Source organism: Fibrella forsythiae (genome assembly GCF_017353175.1).
Taxonomy (GTDB): Bacteria; Bacteroidota; Bacteroidia; order Cytophagales; family Spirosomataceae; genus Fibrella; species Fibrella forsythiae.
On record NZ_JAFMYW010000002.1, the window covers coordinates 102,498 to 119,551 of the forward strand.

11 protein-coding genes are annotated in these 17,054 nt (G+C 54.2%); 8 read left to right on the forward strand and 3 right to left on the reverse strand.

Going from position 1 to position 17,054, the window contains the following annotated elements; translation table 11 throughout:
- Positions 1–75: 75 nt before the first annotated feature.
- The 6 genes from J2I46_RS06560 to J2I46_RS06585 all read left to right on the forward strand — a co-directional run bounded on the left by J2I46_RS06560 (position 76) and on the right by J2I46_RS06585 (position 8,840).
- On the forward strand, positions 76–2,460 hold the full coding sequence (locus J2I46_RS06560; protein WP_207328215.1) for an ABC transporter permease: 2,385 nt from the start codon (positions 76–78) through the stop codon (positions 2,458–2,460).
- Positions 2,461–2,620: 160 nt separating this feature from the next.
- The gene (locus J2I46_RS06565) at positions 2,621–4,984 is read left to right on the forward strand and encodes an ABC transporter permease (RefSeq protein WP_207328217.1); all 2,364 of its coding nucleotides are present in this window, start codon (positions 2,621–2,623) and stop codon (positions 4,982–4,984) included.
- Between the two features lie 76 nt (positions 4,985–5,060).
- Positions 5,061–7,478, forward strand: a complete 2,418-nt coding sequence (locus J2I46_RS06570) for an ABC transporter permease (RefSeq protein WP_207328219.1) — start codon at positions 5,061–5,063, stop codon at positions 7,476–7,478.
- A 14-nt stretch (positions 7,479–7,492) separates the two neighbouring features.
- Positions 7,493–7,858, forward strand: coding sequence for a hypothetical protein (locus J2I46_RS06575; protein ID WP_207328221.1), 366 nt, complete (start codon positions 7,493–7,495; stop codon positions 7,856–7,858).
- 11 nt (positions 7,859–7,869) lie between these two features.
- The gene (locus J2I46_RS06580) at positions 7,870–8,448 is read left to right on the forward strand and encodes a hypothetical protein (protein WP_229379638.1); all 579 of its coding nucleotides are present in this window, start codon (positions 7,870–7,872) and stop codon (positions 8,446–8,448) included.
- A gap of 98 nt (positions 8,449–8,546) precedes the next feature.
- Positions 8,547–8,840 (forward strand): hypothetical protein, encoded by a 294-nt coding sequence (locus J2I46_RS06585; RefSeq protein WP_207328223.1) that lies wholly within the window; start codon positions 8,547–8,549, stop codon positions 8,838–8,840.
- A 139-nt stretch (positions 8,841–8,979) separates the two neighbouring features.
- Here J2I46_RS06585 and J2I46_RS06590 read toward each other — a convergent pair whose 3' ends face one another.
- Positions 8,980–10,380 carry a tetratricopeptide repeat protein gene (locus J2I46_RS06590; RefSeq protein ID WP_207328225.1) on the reverse strand — a complete coding sequence of 467 codons (1,401 nt, stop codon included), beginning with the start codon at positions 10,378–10,380 and terminating at the stop codon, positions 8,980–8,982.
- A gap of 20 nt (positions 10,381–10,400) precedes the next feature.
- A complete protein-coding gene (locus J2I46_RS06595) occupies positions 10,401–11,201 on the reverse strand; it encodes an OstA-like protein (RefSeq protein ID WP_207328227.1) in 801 nt (266 codons plus the stop codon).
- A 384-nt stretch (positions 11,202–11,585) separates the two neighbouring features.
- Here J2I46_RS06595 and J2I46_RS06600 point away from each other — a divergent pair, with 384 nt between their 5' ends.
- A complete protein-coding gene (locus tag J2I46_RS06600) occupies positions 11,586–14,048 on the forward strand; it encodes an ABC transporter permease (protein WP_207328230.1) in 2,463 nt (820 codons plus the stop codon).
- Between the two features lie 101 nt (positions 14,049–14,149).
- Positions 14,150–16,531 (forward strand): FtsX-like permease family protein, encoded by a 2,382-nt coding sequence (locus J2I46_RS06605; RefSeq protein ID WP_207328231.1) that lies wholly within the window; start codon positions 14,150–14,152, stop codon positions 16,529–16,531.
- A gap of 31 nt (positions 16,532–16,562) precedes the next feature.
- Here J2I46_RS06605 and J2I46_RS33325 read toward each other — a convergent pair whose 3' ends face one another.
- Complete coding sequence (locus J2I46_RS33325; RefSeq protein WP_310588997.1) at positions 16,563–16,757, reverse strand: hypothetical protein; 195 nt, start codon at positions 16,755–16,757, stop codon at positions 16,563–16,565.
- Positions 16,758–17,054 lie beyond the last annotated feature (297 nt).

Here is a 17,054-nt window from a genome sequence, read left to right on the forward strand (position 1 = left end):
AAAGCTAACGTCAGCAATTTCCTTCCTTCCCCCTCTTCCCTTTCCTCCATTCTCCCCTTCTTCTCCCCCAATCCCATGCTAACGAACTACATTAAAATCGCGCTTCGGAATTTGTGGCAGAATCGGCTGCTGTCGGGTATCAACGTGCTGGGCCTGTCGGTGGGCCTGGCCTGTGTGGTGGTGCTGGTACTCTTTGCCCAGAAATGCCTGACCTGGGACCAGTTCCACACCAAGCTGGACCGGCTCTATTACATCCAGACAACCAACGCCGACGGGCAGACATATAACCAGACGGTGTATCCCATGCTGGATCAACTCCTGCGCGATTACCCCGAAATTGAGACTGGGACGCATATCCAGGGCTGGAATCAACCCTGGATCCAGTATGGCGATAAGAGCGTTCAGCACCGGACGGCTTACGTCGATTCTACCTTTTTCGACGTGTTCACTTTCGCGCTCAAATCGGGTAATCCGGCTACGGCGCTGCACAGTAAGCAGTCTATCGTACTGAGCGAAAACGTGGCGCAGAACCTGTTTGGCGACGTTGAACCCGTTGGAAAAACCGTTATCCTGGACGATAAAACGCCATATACCGTTACGGGTGTACTCGACAAGATTCCGTCGAATTCGTCGCAGCAGTTCGAAGTATTGTTGCCCGCTGCCAATCTGATGGATAACCCGGACTTTCGGGCCGGGGCCGACTGGTATAATACGTTTGCGTCGGTATTCATCATTCTGAAAACCGGCACCGACAAAGCCCGGTTGGAGGCCAAACTACCGCAACTGGTCAAGCGTCATTTCAGCGCCGATGCCCAGAACCAACGCCTGGCACTTGGTGCCTATAAAGACTTTATTCACGTTGAAAATCCGTCTTTTTCGGGCCTGATCAACGGGGCGCTGATCATTGCGGCCTTTCTGCTGCTCATCATCGGTATCAATATGGTCAACCTGAATACCGCGTCGGCGTTGCCCCGCGCCAAAGAGGTAGCCGTTCGGCAGGTGGTGGGAGCTACCCGCCAACTGGTGCTGAACCAGTTCTGGGTTGAGTCGGGGCTGGTTGTGCTGATATCGCTGGTGTTGTCGTGGCTGTTTGCCAATTATTACCTGATTCCCGGCTTCAACCAGATGCGCGATGGACGGATGCAACTCGACATCACGCTGGCCGACGATTATCCAACCATCCTGACGGTGCTGGGCGTGGCGCTGGCCGTAGCGCTCGTAGCCGGGACGTACCCGGCCCTGTATCTGATGGGGCTGAATGTGACCGACTCCGTGAAGGGGAAGATCTCGGCCAGTCCGCAGAAAGGGCGCTTGCGGCAGAATGGCCTGATTGTGCTTCAGTTTACGCTGGCGATCATTTTTATGCTCGGCACCATCGGCATGCGCGAGCAGATTCAGTACATGAAACAGGCTGATCTTGGTTACGATACGGCCAATCTGATCGTGTTCAAGACGGATCTGGCCTACCGCAACGAGGCCGCTGCTCTGTCGCAGGGGCGACTCATTCTGGATAAGCTGAGTCAGAATCCAAACGTCGTTTCGTTCACCAGTTCGGAGGTAACGCCGGTTGGGTATCGGAACGATTTCAACAGCTATTACCCCGAAGGTGAAGAAGTCCGAAAAGTGCATATCCGCCACGTGTCGGGTGCGGTTGGCTACACCGAAACCTACCGGATTCCCCTGATCGAAGGTCGCAACTTCTCCGATGCCACACCCGCTGATTCGGCCACCAACGCCGTAGTCATCAATGAATCGGCAATGCGGGCGTTTGGTTGGAAAACGGCAGTGGGCAAGCGGCTCCGGCAGCAGAATAATACACAGGTGTATACCGTCATCGGCGTCACGAAAGATTACCACTACCTCAGCCTGAAAGACAAGGTAGAGCCGCTGGTGCAGTGGTACCCCGGCCGCCAAAACCTAAGCCGGTTCCTGACGGTTCGTCTGACCGATCAGGCCAAAGCCCCCGCTCTGATCCGCGAGCTGGAAACAGCGTTTAAAAAAATCCCGGCTCGTCGGAGTCTGTCGTATGTCTACATCAGCGACGAACTGGCCAAAAACTACCAGGCGATTGATAACATCTGGCGTATGATTGGCTTTGTTACGCTCGTGGCTATTCTGATTGCCTGCGCCGGTATTTTCGGACTCATTTCGCTCGTGGCCAAACGGCGCACCAAGGAGATTGGCGTTCGGAAAGTGCTGGGTGCATCGATCCTGAGCATCACGACCCTACTCTCGTCTGACTTCCTGAAATTGGTTGCCCTAGCCATCCTGATCGCCTCACCGATTGGCTGGTGGCTGGGCGGGAAAATGCTGAATTACTTCGCCTATCACACGGCTATTCAGTGGTGGTACATCGCGCTGGCAGGTCTGCTGGCGGTAACGATCGCCTTAATGTCGGTTGTATTCCAGGCAGTTAAAGCCGCCATGGCCAATCCGGTGAAGAGTTTACGAACGGAATGAAAAGATGGGGAGGAAAGGGAGGAAAGGGAGTAAAGGGAGGAGGGGGAGGAGGGGGAGGCAAAAGCTAGCGTAAGCAATTCCCTCCTCCCTTTCCTCCCTTTCCTCCATTCTCCCTTTCCTCCCTTCCCCCATTCTCCCTTTCCTCCTTCCCCCCAATCTTATGCTCACGAACTACATCAAAATCGCCCTGCGCAACTTGTGGAAACACAAGCTCTTCTCGTTCATCAACGTCTTCGGACTGGCGTCGGGGCTGACCGTCTGCATGCTGGCCATCGCACACATCAAAGGTGCGTTCGACTATGACGCGTTCCACCAGAGCCGCGAACGTACCTACCGGATCATTTCCGATGTGGTTTCGCTGACTAATGACAAAGCGCCGTTTGCCACCACACCTAAGCCGCTTGGGGCTACGTTGAAACAACAATATGGGTTTATTGACGAAGCTTCCTACGTGGTCAGGTCGTATGACGAGTTTCTGGGTAATCATAAGCGACTGTCTACGATGGGCTTCGCCGTTGACCCCGGCTTCTTCCGCATTTTCAGTTTCCCCCTCGCCCAGGGGCGCCCGGCCACAGAGCCAAATACCGTTGTGCTGACGCAGGCGATGGCCCGGAAGTTCTTTGGTACAGCCAACCCCATCGGGCAGACGTTGCAGCATCAGGAATTGGGAAACTTCACCGTTACGGGCGTACTGGCCGAGTTGCCAACCAAGTCGCATCTGGTGTTCGACCTGCTATTTTCCGCTACCTCATACGGGGTCAAAAATCGGGCTGCTGTCTCCGAGTGGCAGCAGTATCATACGGGCTACACCTACGTGATGCTGAAACCCGGCACACCGGCCGAAGCGCTCGATATCGTACTGCCTTCGGTGGTGAGCCGGGCCACCCGTGGGCTTCGCTTTGCCGACATAAAAGGCTACAGCTTCCGTACCCAACAACTGAGTCGACTGTCTCCGGCGCGGGGCGAGATGATGTATGGCACCTACGAGCCCCAGGTTCCCGGTTTGCTCGCAGAGTTTGGCATCGGTTTGATCACCTTGTTGCTGGCCGCCTTCAACTACGTGAATCTCACGCTGGCCCGTTCACTGAGCCGCGCCCGTGAAGTAGGTATCCGGAAAGTGTCCGGCGCGGTTCGCTGGCAGTTATTGGGGCAATTTATGGCCGAATCGGTGGTGCTGTCGCTACTGGCGCTGAGTCTGGCCTTTCTGATGCTGGAACTGGTGAAACCGATGGCGTTTGTGCAACAATGGCTTATTGGCGGCGTTCGCTGGGACTGGACAATCTGGGCCATCTTCGCCCTGTTCAGCATCGTGGCTGGCCTGCTGGCTGGTATCGTACCGGCGCGGGTGTTGTCGGGCTTTGAACCGGCGCAGGTACTTCGCAGCCACTCGGGGTTACGCATCATTCGCGGGCTGTCGCTTCGCAAATCACTGATCGTCGTTCAATTCGTCGTTTCGCTGGTTGCCATGATCGGCCTGCTGACGATGGTGCGCCAGATGGACTACATGGCCACGGGCGATTACGGATTCCGGCGCGAACGCATGCTGAACGTGCCGATCAACGACGTACCTGCGCCCCGCCTGATGAACGAGTTGAACCGACTGTCGGGGATAGAACGTGTCTCGGCTACGTCTGAACTATTCGGTTCGCACGGTAACTATCAGACAATTAAACGAACACGTACCGGGCAGAACACGTCACCGGCTTTTGTCTGGTCGGTTAGTGAGCAGTTTGTGCCGAACATGGGCCTGACGTTGGTAGCCGGGCAGAATATGGCGGCCGCGGTGGCCGATACCACCGGCCGGCAGGTATTGATCAACGAAGAGGCAGTAAAGGCTTTCAGGCTGGGTACGTCCCGCGACGCGGTTGGTCAGGTGCTTTGGCTCAACGACAGCACCGATGTACAGGTGGTGGGCGTCGTGAAAGATTTTCGATTCACCACGTTTGCCATAGCCGTAAAACCCTTGCTTTTACACAACGTACCCAGTCAGTTTCGGTACGTGACGCTGAGCGTAGCGGCGGGTGCGGAAGAAAAAGTTATGGCCGAGGTGAAGCAGGTATGGAAACGGCTCCGGCCCTTCGACCCCTTCGAAGGGCAGTGGTACGACGACTTTCTGGAAGCCCGGCACACCCACGCCGACGATGCCGACTTTATGGGCTTACTCATCGGGCTGGCCTTTTCCATCGGCTGTCTGGGGCTGCTGGGCATGGTGACCTACACCACCCAAACCCGCGTGAAAGAGATTGGTGTGCGGAAAGTGATGGGGGCCGAAGTAAGCCAGCTGGTCTGGCTATTATCGCGCGATTTTGTCAAGCTCCTGGTCATCGCCGCCGCCATTGCGCTGCCGCTGGGCTACCTGAGTGGTTACGCTTTCCTGTTCTCGTTTGCCTACCACGTATCCATCGGCTTTGAAACGCTGGGCCTCTGCGTCGGTGTGTTGCTACTGCTCGGTAGTCTCACCATCGGATTACGTACCTACCGTGCAGCGTTAGCTAATCCAGTAATGTCTTTACGATCAGAATGAAATGCGTAAGGCTTGGGGCTCAGGGCGTGGAGTAATGTTCTCGCGTCAGCTACCCCAGCCCCGCGCCCCCAGCCCTATGCTAAAAAACTATCTCAAAATCGCCTTCCGAACACTCTGGAAGAACCGTACCTATACGCTGATCAACACGATCGGTCTATCCGTAGCCTTCGGCACTTGTGTGCTGTTGTTTCTGACGGCCACCTTCGAGCTATCGTACGATAATTTTCATACAAATGCTGATCGCATCTTTCATCTGAACTTTCTGTCGACCAATCGCGATGGAACTGTTGATCGGGGAAGTACCATGCCGTACCCGATTTCGCCTGCGCTCAAGGCCGATTTCCCGGAGATAGAAGGCGTTACGCGCTGGTTTGACCGGAGTGCGAGCGTACGGCACAACGATCAGACATACAACAAAGATGTCAGGATGGCCGATCCGGACTTTCTGACCATGTTCACATTCCCGCTTCAGAAAGGCAGCGCTAAAACGGCGATGAATAGCCTGAGTGATATCGTGATCAGCGCCAACATGGCTGCCGATGTTTTCGGCAAGGAAGACCCGATCGGTAAACCGCTCCAGCTTCGTATGAACGACCGCTGGCAGGAGTTTACGGTGACGGGCGTGTTGAACGATGCGCCTAAAAACTCATCGATTGAGTTCGACGCGATCATTCGCAGCGACAATGCCGCCGATTACCAAGAATTTAAAACACGGTGGGATCACGGAAATCATGACGTGTTTGTGCAGGTAAAAGCCGGGACAGACCCGCAAATGCTGCAACGCCGGGCGCAGGCGTTTATGGATAAATACTTTGCGAAAGACATCAAAGACCGGCAGGAGCAGGGGTATCCGAAAAATGAGCTGGGCTTTCAGCGGAGCCTGCTGCTGGCGCCTATCCGCGATCTGCATTTCGACACCGTTACAACCCACGGTAGTGGTATTAGCCGGGCGTATGTGTATACTCTGCTGCTGGTCGGCCTGTTTATTCTGGCCATTGCCTGTATCAATTTCATTAACCTGACTATTGCCCAGTCGCTTACCCGGGCGCGGGAGGTGGGCGTTCGGAAATCGCTTGGCGCGCAACGTCTCCAGTTGTTTGGCCAGATATGGGGCGAAACGGTATTGCTGTGCGCGGGTGCGCTACTGATCGGGCTGGGGCTGGCGTATCTAACCTTACCCACGTTCAATAAACTCTTTAGAAGTTATCTGGCGTTGAACGATTTCCTGAAACCGACGGTCCTGCTGTTCACGAGCCTGAGCTTCCTGCTGATTACGCTGATCGCCGGTGGGTACCCTTCCTGGTTTATGACACGTTTCAACGCAGTGGAGGTGTTGAAAGGCAACGTGACCATGAGCAAACCGGGTGTACTTCGTAACTCGCTTATTATAACGCAGTTTACGATTGCATGCCTGCTGATTGTCTGTACGATGATTGTTCGGCAGCAGATCAATTACCTGCAGCAGAAGCCAATGGGCCTAGACAAGGAACAGGTAGTCAGTATTCCGGTTGGTAACGAGTTGAACGGTAGTACAGCGCTGAAAGCCATGCGCGACCGGCTGGCCAGTCAGCCAGCCATTGCCGCCGTATCGGGTTCGGGCGTCAACATCGGTGCGGGGCTGGACGGAAGTTCGTCGCGGATGATGTTCGGCTTCCTCTACGGCAAACGGGACATTACCTGCGACTGGCTCCGGATCGACACCGACTACCTGAAAACAATGGGAATCAAGCTCCTTCAGGGGCGAGACTTCAGCCCGGCCTACAGCACCGATTCGAGCTCGTCGGTACTGATTACGCAGAGCATGGCTAAAGCCCTGGGCGAAGCGAATCCGGTTGGTAAGTTCATCAAGCCTGATAATAAAACCTATCAGATCGTCGGTGTCGTCAATGACTTCAACCTGTATTCACTGCATCAGGAAGCCAAGCCTATTGCGCTGCAAATGCAGGCAGCCGCGCCGATTCAGTATATTCTGGTTCGGGTGAACCCCCAGAACCTGACCGGTGCCATGGAAACTATCAAGCGTGCCTGGAAAACGGTTGCGCCAAAGCAGGAATTTATCGGTTCGTTTCTTGACGAAAACACCGATCGCTGGTACAGGAAAGAACGACGGCTGTCCACCATTTTCTCGGCGGCGGCTGGAATTGCCATTCTGCTGTCGTGTATGGGCCTGTTCTCCATTGCACTGATTTCGATTCAGCAACGCACCAAGGAAATTGGTATTCGGAAAGTACTGGGAGCCAGTGTGGGAAGCATCGTGTCGTTGCTCTCGAAAGACTTCCTGAAACTCGTGGTTATTGCGATCCTGATTGCCTCGCCCCTGGCCTGGGTAGGAATGAGCAACTGGCTGGCCGACTTCGCCTACCGCATCGATATCCCCTGGTGGATTTTTGTCCTTTCGGGCGTGACGACCCTGGTTGTAGCGCTGCTGACAGTAAGTTTTCAGTCGATCAAAGCAGCGTTGATGAATCCGGTGACGTCGTTACGATCGGAATAAAACTAAACTCACACATGAAGTACGTTCTCATTGGCTTTTTGCTCTGCCTCAGTGTAGTATGCAGGGCTCAGCACGCGCCGAATTCGATTCGGAAACAGATTTCGGATGACGAGAAAACGCTGTCTATTCGCATTGATGGCATTCAGAACGGGCAACCCGTGCATGTTGACCAGTCGTTTGATGTGTCGGGCATGAATCAGCTGCAAAAAGAATGGCTAACTTTTCAGGCGTTTCGGGCGCAGCACATCCCTGTATCGATCCACGAAATACGGTGGTTACTTATTCTGTCACTGGGCGTCATTGCGCTGCTGATGACGCTGTTAATTATCGTTTACCAGACACAACGGGCGGCTCAGATGAGTGCAGTTAAGGGGTTTTAAATCAACTGACTATGAAAACGATATTCACGCTTTTAGCACTGTTGTCAGGTACGTTGGCAATGGCCCAACAGACAAGCTATCGGAACGTTAACACGTCAATCAACGACAATGGGAAAGATGCATTGTCTATTCAGATACAGGCCGACCGGGCGGATGGTGAACAGCTTCGCTATAGCCGAACATTCAACGTAGCGGGCCTGACCAAAGCGCAGAAAGATGCCTTGAAAAACCATGTGCTCGACTCGCTCGGCCTTAGCAGTACACCGCCGCCCCAGGCGCTGCTCACGCCACCCACGCCACCAGCGGGTGCAATGACAGCGCCGACACCACCCGGTTTGGCACCCGGCGTTGAAACGGTCCGCCTGGTTTGCCCGTCCTGCACCGACCGGATGAAGCTTGAGATTTCAGGCACTGGCTATGCGTATTCCCGTTCGCAGCATTCGGATAAAGAAAAGACCTCCATCTTCCCCATTGACCTCCCGCTCGAACCCGGCGATTACAAGCTGAAATACTGGCAGAATGGTGTGCTACAGACGCAAACGCCGTTCACGGTCAAGGCTGGCGAGAAGAATGTGATCACTGTCAAATGAACGGCCGTTTTTTTGTCACCCCTCCTTCCGTCGGGATGACAAAAAACGGCCTCAACAACCTTATAAATCCCTTTTATACTGACTAAACTTCTACGACCATGGCGCACATCGCTATCCCTATTCCGAACGTACCTGGCAAGCAGGACATCGAGATTGACGTAACCATCAACGGGCAGAAACAGGCCCTGCATTATCGCGTCGAGCTATTTTACTGGAGCGACTGTGTGGTGCCTACATTCGATCGCGTTGAGTGCATTCAGCAATTGCTGGCCAGCTACGATCAGGATTGGGCGCTCTACTACATCGGCGCACCAACCGACGAGTTTGTGCCGATCACTTTTGTCCGTCGCGAAGACCTGATCAAGCAGCGCCGCCTGCGACAGTTGGCATAGATGGCGCTGCCTGATGTTTTGCTGATGACGCGTCAGCGACCAGTACGGCAAAGCAGCTTATACCAACAATACCGAACCCGCTACCGGCTGAATTCACAGTAGTGGGTTCGGTGTGTAGAATCAAACCTAAATCCGGTGCCTATCGCGTGTATAACGACCCTTTGGCAATAGTCGACTCGTATTCGTAGTTGATCGTTTCCAGGAATTTGCCCGTTACCCAGCCAATGTCGGCGTCGCGAATGAAGACAAAACGCTTCTGACCTCCTTTGCTGTTGTAGCCGTTCATTGTTGCTTCCAGCAATAAAATGCCCGCGATCAGCTGCTTCTGATTCAGCTGATTCTGAATCTGGCCAATCTCCCGAGCGGCTTTATCGCGGATCGTGGGGTCAGCTATCTCGTTCAGGTTCGGTTTTGTCAGGGCTGAAAAATCCGTCATCACCAGGTTCTTAAACTGCGCAATGTCGGCCTGGCTAATCGGAACCGCCGTGGTCATGGCCTTTTCGGGGTGCAGGTACGTTACCACCGCCTGCGCAATGGCCCCGCCCACGCCCACCGTCCGGCGCTGTTGAATGCCTGGCAGATCGGGCGTCAGGTTCTTGTCGGCCAGTCCGGACGCGGCTCGCTGGGCGTCCCGTTTGAATGCATCAATGCTCAACGACCGTTTCGGGTCAATCTGGTCAACCAGGGTGTTGACGCCCGTTGGGAAGTTGACGTAATGAAACTTCTTGTTGGTATCGAAATAACCACCCATTACGCCGCTGCCACCAATGTTGAGTGCCGAGGTCGTGGGCCATACTTTGCGTGGAATAGCGCCGATAGTAAATAATTCAGCTTCCCGGGAGGCGCTGATGGTGGTGTCGATGCGCAGGTTGGTGCCGTTGGGCAATATCGCGGCCAACTGGTCGTAGAGGCGGTTCCTGTCGATTGGTTTTCCATTCCGAACATCGCTGCTGAACACGATGAATACCCGCTCATTGGGAATGTTATACCGCCGGATCGAGTCCAGGCATTCTTTCAGGGCAACACGTCCTTTCTGAAGCGAATTTGAGGCGTCGGCTACCAGCGTAACGTCAGGAATATCGATGATCGAGCGAATGTCTTTTTCGTAAAAATCACTTTCATACTGTGTCTTGAAAATCGCCAGTTTAATATCCGACGCCCCAATCTGAATGCCGGCGTACAGGTTCTTACCCGAAATGTTCCGAATGATCTCATTGACGCCCCAGGCACTGGCTACATATTTGAGTTTCGCATACTGGGTACGTGCCAATTCCAGATAGCGCAGTGCCGTGGTATGATCGTTCAGGTCGTTGTAGGAAAGTCCCATCACTTCGTTGGCAATCGCCTGCCAGTACAAACTGTTCTTTGTGGCGGGCATAGCGCGTTTCAACAACGCAATCGACTCGTCGGACTTGTCTACTTCACGCAGTGTGATAGCCAGTTTAACATATTGGATAGCCTGTGTGAGCGACTTTGCTTGTTGGGCAAAGCTAGTCAGCGTAGAGCCGATAAAGAGGAGGGAGAAGAGGATACGTCTCATGTTGATATGGGTTGGTAAAGCTAAAAAGCGCGTTTTTTGCGGTTGAGGATATGCTCCAGATCGCTTTCGTCGGGGGCTGGTTCGCGGGCACCAGTTGCCGTTTCGAGTGGCCGTTCTGACACACGTACCTGCCGTTTATACGTACCTACGGATTCCGGCTTTGTTACGATGTTGTTCGGTTGTGGGCTCATCGTCAGGCGAACCGGCCTTTCTGCTTCCGGTTGTTGTGGGGCTATCCGGGCACTAATTCCCTGCACAGGAACTGGCTGGTCAGGTACGTGGCTGCGGGGCAATTCCCTGCTGGTCATGGCAGCAGCCAACTGTTTCGTGTGGAGGTCGTAGAAACCGTCGGTAACTGTCAGAATACTGCGGCCATTGGCCAAACGCCCTTTGCCTGTATACTGGGCGGTGCCGGTCAGCAGATTGTAATAAAGCTGCGACGCTGTCAGCACCGACCGGCCATTCTGCAGTAAAACGTGTCCGGTCAGCACTGCCTGTTGGGTTGGTGCATCGTAAAATAGTGAATCGCCTTTTACCGTAAGCGAGTCATTCTGTACAAGCAGTACATGACCGGCGGCGCTAACTGTATTTGTTGCCAGCTGGTGAATGGCCCGGTCGCAAAAGAGCACCATAGTCTGTTGGCGTAGCCTGACGTTCCCCCTGTATCGCCGAATGCCCGGTGCCGATGATATGTCGACCTGCCTGCCGGGTTGCATATCCAGTATGATGAGGTCGGCGCGGGGTGGGGGAGGCAATTGGTGTTGCGCTAGTGCGGTAATGGGCAGGTACGTCAGAACAAAGAAAAGAGACGGGTTACGCATGTTAAGTAGTGCTTCAGAAGCACCATAAGCCAGTTAATGGGTGTGTAGTAGATACGTCAGCCATGCGTTGGCTGGTAGCTTTTGCTGCCAATGCATGGATCGTTTACATACTCGGATGGTAGCTACTTAGATGTATTTACCTGACTAAAAAGTTTAGGTGACCGGGCGTAATGTCGGGGTGATCGGGGAAATGTATGATAGATTGCTTCGCAAATAACCTGGTACCGCAACCTCGAGAAGCCCGTTGACCGCCGTACTGATTCGGACGGAGATCTGTCCAGTTTCGGACAACGTACCTGTAGAAAAACGGCGTTTGCTGCCCGGAAAAGCAGTTTTTTGGCCGTGGCATGACCCTTGACGAAGGTAAAGGAAACCCCCCTTGTTATGCTCCGTTCTTACCTCACGCTTGCCATCCGTCAGTTGTGGCGAAACCGGCTTTACACGAGCCTCAATGTGTTGGGTCTCGCTATCGGGCTCAGCGCCTGCTGGGTGATTTTTCAGCTCGTTAGCTTCGAGTTCAGTTTCGACCGGAACCACCCCAACGGCGACAGGCTCTATCGGGTGGTGAGTCGCCTCGACATCGACGGAAAGGAGACAGGCCATGTAGGCGTACCCAAACCGCTGGCAGGTGCCATACAAACGAAAGCTGCAGGCGTTGAGCTGACCGTGCCGTTCCAGAAACTGTATGAATCATCGGTTGACGTGGCCGCTGCCGTACCGACCGCAAAGCCAGTTCGTATCGACGCCGTTGGCCACGTCTGTCGAACAACCACTGATTATTTTAAGCTTGTGCCCTACACCTGGCTGGCTGGCGATCCGGCCAATGCCCTCACCGAACCGGGGAGGGTGGTGCTGACCCAAAGCCGGGTACAGCAGTATTTTCCCCGGCTAACGCCCCGGCAGGCTATCGGGCAGCAACTTACGTACTACGGATTCAACGACACTACCCGCACCGTTGTGGCGGGCGTTATTGCTGACCTGACGTACCCAACTGATTTCGATGGAAAAGAATTTATCGCTCTGGTGGGCGACAAGACCTATTCAGACCCTGAAGAATGGGGTAGCATCAACTCCGACAACTGGCTGTATGTGCTGTTGCAGCCCAACGTCAAGGTGGCAAGCCTCAACGAACAGGTAACCCGGCTGACACGGGCCAATGCGGCCCCGCTGTTTCGGAAATGGGGTGTCAGCGATATGAATCAGAAAGTGGTCTTCCAACCTTTAGCCGACATTCATTTCAACCCTGATTATGAGGGTCGGGCTGACAAAAAACGGCTGCTGAGTCTGATGGGACTGGCGCTGTTTGTGCTTACACTGGCGGTGGTCAACTACGTGAATCTGAGTACGGCGCAGGTGCCGCAACGAGCCCGCGAGATTGGCGTGCGAAAGGCGCTTGGTAGCAGTCGAGCCGCGTTGATGTCACAGTTTCTGGGCGAGACAACCCTGGTTACCGCGCTGGCGTTGCTTGTGGCCTGGCCACTGTCGGGCCTATTTATGCAGTCATTCCACGACCAGATTCCCGAGGGCACCATTGACTACCTGAATGTAGGGCAACTGGTTTTGTTTCTGCTTGCCTTACTCTTGCTTGTCAGTGCATTGGCGGGTCTGTACCCTGCCTGGCTCATTACCCGCCTACAGGCTGCAAAGGTGTTGCGATCAGGCAAAAACGGTATGCTGGCGGGTCACTCCGGACGGATCACGTTGCGGAAAAGCCTGATTGTCTTTCAATTCATTATTGCCCATGTGTTCATTGTCGGGGCCATAATTGTGGGGCAACAGCTACGGTTTGCCTTCACCAAAGAGCTGGGATTTGCCCGGCAGGCTGTAGTGCTGGTGAAAGCACCGATGAAATATGTCTGGAACGTGAATTCGCCGTTACGCACCCGGCATCTACCCCTCCGCGAGGCCTATCGGGAGCTTCCCGGCGTAGCAGCGGTGAGCCTCGGCGATGCTCCGCTGACGGGTTCCTATTCTACCGGCGAAGCCCGAATCAAGGGCCGGAAAGGGCAGGAGATTCTGGCTTCCATTCAGCGAAAACATATTGATACAACCTGGTTGAACCTGTATGCCATGAAGTTGCTGGCAGGTCGCAACCTGTACCCATCCGATACCGCCCGCGAATGGGTCATCAACGAAACGGCCCTGAAGACTTTCGACCTTGGAACGCCTCAGCAGGCTATTGGCAAGGTGCTGTATGAAGGTAAAAAGCCGTATCCGGTGGTAGGTGTCGTAAGGGACTTTAATACGCTGGGTATTTCGCGGAAGATTAACCCGGTGGCCCTAATGACCGAAACCCGTACTAACAATACGTTCAACATCAAGCTCGCGTCAACCAACCCCGCCGACTGGCCAGGTACGTTGGCCGCCATGGAACAGGCCTGGAAAAAAGCGTACCCGGATGATGCGTTCAAGTACGAGTTCTATGATGACTCTATGCAACACCTGTATCAGGAAGAACGAACCCTGTCGCGAATTGTCAACCTCGCTACGGCCGTCGCTATTCTGATTTCGTGCCTCGGCCTATTCGGGCTGGCAACACTGACGGCTTTTCAGCGGACTAAAGAAATTGGCATTCGGAAGGTGCTGGGCGCATCGGTAGCCAGCGTGGTGGCCTTACTCAGCCGCGAATTCGTGGGGCTGGTAGGCATTGCCATCGTTGTTGCCACACCGCTGGCAGGCTGGGGCATGAAGCAATGGCTCAATAACTACGCGTACCAGATCGACCTGACATGGTGGCTCTTTGCCGGTGCTGCTGCGCTAGCCCTGATTATCGCCCTGGCCACGGTGGCCTTCCAAAGCATCCGCGCCGCCATCGCCAACCCCGTCGATAGCTTGCGAAGTGAGTGATTCTGTAGCGCCGCAGCTCCAGCTTCGGTGGTGTAAAACTAACCTTGACTACCGAAGCTGGAGCTGCGGCGGACCATTTCGGTACTATAAACTCATCGATTATGCTACGTACCTACCTTATTCTCGCTTTGCGCCAACTAGGGCGTAACCGGCTGTATTCGGCCCTGAACATCGGCGGTCTAGCCGTAGGGCTGGCTGTCAGCGCGTATATTGGACTATATGTCTGGCACGAGTTTCATTATGACCGGTTTCATCCACTGGCCGAACGTACCTACCGGGCGCTGTCTGTGTCGAAGTACGACGGGCAGGAAGTGACCATGACCAACATGCACGAGTCGTTTGGTCGGGAGGCAAAACGGCAACTGCCCGAGGTGGAGCAGATCGTGCGTTTTTCGGCAGGAATGGGTCCAGTATGGGTACAGGCTGATGCTGACCATAGGCAGAAACCGGCCAACGTGGGCTTTGCCGATCCGTCGCTGCTGAGCGTCATGGGCTTCAGTCTGGCCGAGGGTGACCCACGAACGGCCCTGACCGAGCCGGGGAAGATTGTGCTGACAAAGCCGTTGGCCGAGAAACTGTTTGGTAGCCAAAACCCGGTAGGCAAAACAATTACGTACGACAAGAATTATCCGCTAATAGTCAGCGGTGTGTTTTCCAATTTGCCCACCAGCACCATTTTCCAGTTTGATGCCCTGGTATCGCTGGCATCTATGCCTACACTGGGCGATCAAAAAAAGCAGAGTTGGGAGTATGCCGGTTTCCTGGACACTTATCTGGTACTACGATCTGGAACAGATGAGGCTAAAACTGCTGAAAAGCTGAAGTCGGTGAATAAAGGCGTGAAATTCATGGACGCCAAAGCGTCTTTCCTGCTCGAAGCACTGCCTGAACTTCATCTGCACAGTCATTCGGTTTCGCCCGACACACGCCAGAACCTGTACATCTTCCTGGGGATTGCCTTACTGATTCTGGTCTTAGCCACCACCAATTACGTCAGCCTGACAACCGCACGCGCCACGCAACGTGCCCGTGAAGTGGGCGTTCGGAAAGCCATCGGTGGGCACCGTCGCGAGCTGGTTACGCAATTCTATACCGAATCGTTTCTGACGACTACGCTGGCCGTTGGGCTAGGGCTTGGCCTGCTGGCGATGTTGTTTCCGTGGATAAATCAGCTGCTAGGTATCCGTATGGATGGTCGTGTTTTCGACGACGCCAGCTACTGGCTGTTACTCGCTGGCCTGTGGCTTGGCTGCTCGCTGCTGGCCGGTAGTTATCCCGCCTTTTTGCTGTCAGGTTTTCGACCGCAGGATGCGCTTAAAAGCACCGTTTCGGGCGGCAAGCGGGGAGTGAGTATGCGGCGCGTGCTCACTACAGGTCAGTTTGCGGCGTCGGCTGGTTTGCTGATGTGCAGTCTGATCTTTTTCGCGCAGATGCGCTTCCTGCGGACAAAAAATATTGGCCTCGACCGGGCGAAGGTCGTAGCTATTGCGATTGATAAAGAGATGGCTCCGCAGTATGCGGCGTTCCGCGATGCGGTTCGCCAGTGGACTGGTGCCGACCATGTGGCCGCTACCAATACGCGCCTGTTTACCCCGTTTGTGGCTACCTATTTTTTGACGGTGAAAAAGACCAAAAAGCAGTCGATGGTCAACGTGTTGACGGTCGATAAGTCGTTTTTTAAAACGCTCGGAATTGGCTGGAGTGTGCCGCCCGTTGGTTGGAACGACAAAGCCATTACGAAGGAACTGCAAGTATATAATAAACAGGCGATGAAAGAGGCAAGCGAAACGGTTCGCGTAGTGCCGCATCCCGACCCATTCGGGTTTAATAATCAGGGTCTGCAAGGCGTTACGGCAGACTTTAAACTTTTCGGGTTGAAACGCGAACAGTCGCCGGTGATGCTTTCGGTGGTGAGTGATACCAGCCGGGCCGTAGTTGGGAATGGCGGTTATTTGCTGGTCAAGCTGAATGGGAATCAGGACGTACCTGTGGCGCTGGGGCAGCTTAAACTCTTGTATGAACAGGCTAACCCTCCCGCTCCCTTTGACTATTATTTCCTGGATGATGCCTACAACAAGCTCTACGAAAAAGAGCAACAACTGGCTACCCTTGTCAATGGATTCACGGTGCTCACCCTGCTGGTTGCCTGCCTTGGCTTACTGGGTCTGATGACGTTTACGGTCGAAGCCCGCACGAAAGAAATTGGCATACGAAAAGTGCTGGGAGCCAGTGTTGCCGGTATTGTCGGCTTATTGAGCCGTGAACTGATAGCGTTGGTTGCCGTTGCCGTGTTGATTGCCAGTCCGCTGGCGTGGTGGGCGATGAATAAATGGCTGGCCGACTTTGCCTACCACATCACCATCGAGTGGTGGGTCTTCGCAGCGGCGGGTGTTGGGGCCATGCTCGTTGCCCTGCTAACGATCAGCGTTCAGAGTGTTCGCGCTGCCGTGGCCAACCCGGTCGATAGCCTGCGGAGCGAATGACGAACTAAACCTATAAGGTCTTTTGGAGGCCTTATAGGTTTAAAAACTGCGCCAGGTCCAGCCCCGGCAATTCTGCGAAGGAGGTAGCCGTTGCCACACCACCATCGCCTTTGCAATACCGTAGCCATTCGTTGGCTTGGTAGTTATACACGAGGCCTTCAAGAACGTCGTAATCGTCGTTCTCGATTAACCGGATTATTTTTTTAAGATCGTTTTTTTTGTCCATTGGTTTGGCATACTTCAACGATCAACCGAGTCTGTTCTGTCGCGTGATCGAAGAGCAATACATCTGGCAACGGATTGCCATATCCCTCGGCAAGCATCGTCTCAGCAAGCGGTTCGTAGATGAGCGTCCGATCTTTATAATACAGGATTCCCAAGCCTACATGTAGTCTGGAAATAATCTGTTGGTGCCGCATTGGTGCATTGGCTCTATCATCATTCACCAACGAAGCTGGAATGAAACTATCTGGATAGTGTGCATAGTAGTAGTACTTTACCCCTCAAATATAGCCAAAACACC

Bases quoted from the DNA above. Each gene is read 5' to 3' on its own strand.
- J2I46_RS06590 (WP_207328225.1), bottom strand. From the start codon at position 10,380: ATGAGACGTATCCTCTTCTCCCTCCTCTTTATCGGCTCTACGCTGACT.
- J2I46_RS06585 (WP_207328223.1), top strand. From the start codon at position 8,547: ATGGCGCACATCGCTATCCCTATTCCGAACGTACCTGGCAAGCAGGAC.
- J2I46_RS06565 (WP_207328217.1), top strand. From the start codon at position 2,621: ATGCTCACGAACTACATCAAAATCGCCCTGCGCAACTTGTGGAAACAC.
- J2I46_RS06605 (WP_207328231.1), top strand. From the start codon at position 14,150: ATGCTACGTACCTACCTTATTCTCGCTTTGCGCCAACTAGGGCGTAAC.
- J2I46_RS06600 (WP_207328230.1), top strand. From the start codon at position 11,586: ATGCTCCGTTCTTACCTCACGCTTGCCATCCGTCAGTTGTGGCGAAAC.
- J2I46_RS33325 (WP_310588997.1), bottom strand. From the start codon at position 16,757: ATGGACAAAAAAAACGATCTTAAAAAAATAATCCGGTTAATCGAGAAC.
- J2I46_RS06575 (WP_207328221.1), top strand. From the start codon at position 7,493: ATGAAGTACGTTCTCATTGGCTTTTTGCTCTGCCTCAGTGTAGTATGC.
- J2I46_RS06595 (WP_207328227.1), bottom strand. From the start codon at position 11,201: ATGCGTAACCCGTCTCTTTTCTTTGTTCTGACGTACCTGCCCATTACC.
- J2I46_RS06570 (WP_207328219.1), top strand. From the start codon at position 5,061: ATGCTAAAAAACTATCTCAAAATCGCCTTCCGAACACTCTGGAAGAAC.
- J2I46_RS06560 (WP_207328215.1), top strand. From the start codon at position 76: ATGCTAACGAACTACATTAAAATCGCGCTTCGGAATTTGTGGCAGAAT.
- J2I46_RS06580 (WP_229379638.1), top strand. From the start codon at position 7,870: ATGAAAACGATATTCACGCTTTTAGCACTGTTGTCAGGTACGTTGGCA.